Below are 1,658 nucleotides of genomic sequence, written 5' to 3'. Positions count from 1 at the left end.
GGCTCTGACTCAGTTTTGATGACATTGTGACGTCGGCTGGCACTGGTTTCACAAAAAGGAATCAATGCCATGGGCCAGGCCCTCCGAACATCGAATCTCGTCCCTCGCGGCTTTGTTGTTGAAGATGCCGCCAGTGCGGTCGACGCGACGCTCATCACGATCCGACCTTTGAGCATGGCGAGTGCCTGTCCGGGCTGCGGAACGAGATCGGAGCGGATCCACAGCCGATATCAGCGGCGCTTGGCGGATCTGCCGTTGGCTGGAAAGCCTGTTCGGCTGGTCGCCCTGGTGCGCCGGTTCCACTGCGACGCGGTTCTGTGCGACCGGCGAATCTTCACCGAGCGCTTTGACGAGGGCGTCCTGACGCCATGGGCGCGGCGAACCGCCCGCCTCGACGATATCGTGCATCATCTTGGGCTTGTTCTGGGCGGGCGCCCGGCAGCGGGCTTCGCCCGGAGGCTGATGCTACCCGTGAGCAACGACACCCTGCTGCGCGTCGTGCGGCGGCGCGGCAGCCCGGGCTTCGTTCCGCCAGCCGTGATCGGGATCGACGACTGGGCGTGGCGACGCAACCAGCGCTATGGAACCCTCATCTGCGACCTGGAGCGGCGTAAGACCATCGCATTGCTGCCTGACCGGGAACCAGCGACGGCTCAGGCCTGGCTCTCGGATCAGCCTCAGATCGGCATCGTCGCCCGCGACCGTGGCGGTGGCTACGCAATGGCTGTAGCCAAGGCTCTGCCGAAGGCGATCCAGGTGGCCGACCGTTGGCACTTGATGGAGAACGCTAGCCGCGCCTTCCTCGACGCCGTGCGCAAATCCATGCGCCAGATTCGGTCCGCGATCGGCGCAGTCACGATCAATCCCGATCTGCTCACCGCCGCCGAGCGGATCCAATATGAGGGGTATCTTCGCCGGGAAGACACCAACGCCGCCATTCTCGGCCTGGCCAAGACCGGGGTGGCGATCAAGGAGATCGTTCGCCGGACCGGGTACAGCCGCGGCCTTGTCCGCCGCGTCATGCGCGGTCAACGCTCGGATATCTTCCGCGTCCGCGAGAGCTCGCTCGAACTGCACCTGCCATGGCTCGACGCCCAGTGGTCGGCCGGACGGCGGAACGGCGCCGAGCTATGGCGACGGCTCAAAGGCCAGGGGTTCCGTGGTGGTCTTCGGGTTGTCACTGAGTGGGCCACGCGCCGTCGGAAGGCGGAAAAGGTCGATGGTGGCGCCTTGAGCCGGGCGCCCTCGGCGCGGACCATAGCGCGGCTGATGACCGTCGGTCGCGACAACCTCTCCAAGTCCGAAACCATCCTTGTCGCCGCGATTGAGGGCGGTGTGCCCCAGCTGGTCGACGCCCGAGGGATCATCGCCGCCTTCCAGGCCATGATCCGCAAGAAGTCTCTCGTCGATCTTGAGCCATGGCTGGAGCGAGCTCGATCGGGCCTTGTTGCCCCCTTCGCCAACGGCATCGTCAAGGACCGAGCGGCAGTGAGCGCGGCGATCACATCTCCCTGGTCCAATGGCCAAACCGAGGGGCAGATCACCAAACTCAAGCTCGTTAAGCGCCAAATGTACGGCCGAGGAAAACTCGACCTACTCCAGGCGCGCGTCATCGGTTCTGCGTAGGCCCCATCACCACCAAAAGTGCGTCAGAGCCC

At 64.9% G+C, this 1,658-nt stretch carries 1 protein-coding gene; it reads left to right on the top strand.

What is annotated here, in order from left to right; all coding sequences use genetic code 11:
- Window positions 1-69: 69 nt before the first annotated feature.
- Window positions 70-1,626, top strand: a complete 1,557-nt coding sequence (locus NKI20_RS33495; RefSeq protein ID WP_352838259.1) for an ISL3 family transposase — start codon at window positions 70-72, stop codon at window positions 1,624-1,626.
- Window positions 1,627-1,658: the final 32 nt, after the last annotated feature.

It is taken from the genome of Mesorhizobium sp. M0830 (assembly GCF_040319965.1).
Lineage (GTDB): Bacteria > Pseudomonadota > Alphaproteobacteria > Rhizobiales > Rhizobiaceae > Mesorhizobium.
The sequence above is the reverse complement of the archived record's forward strand: the minus strand, read 5'-3'. Positions and strand labels throughout refer to the sequence as shown.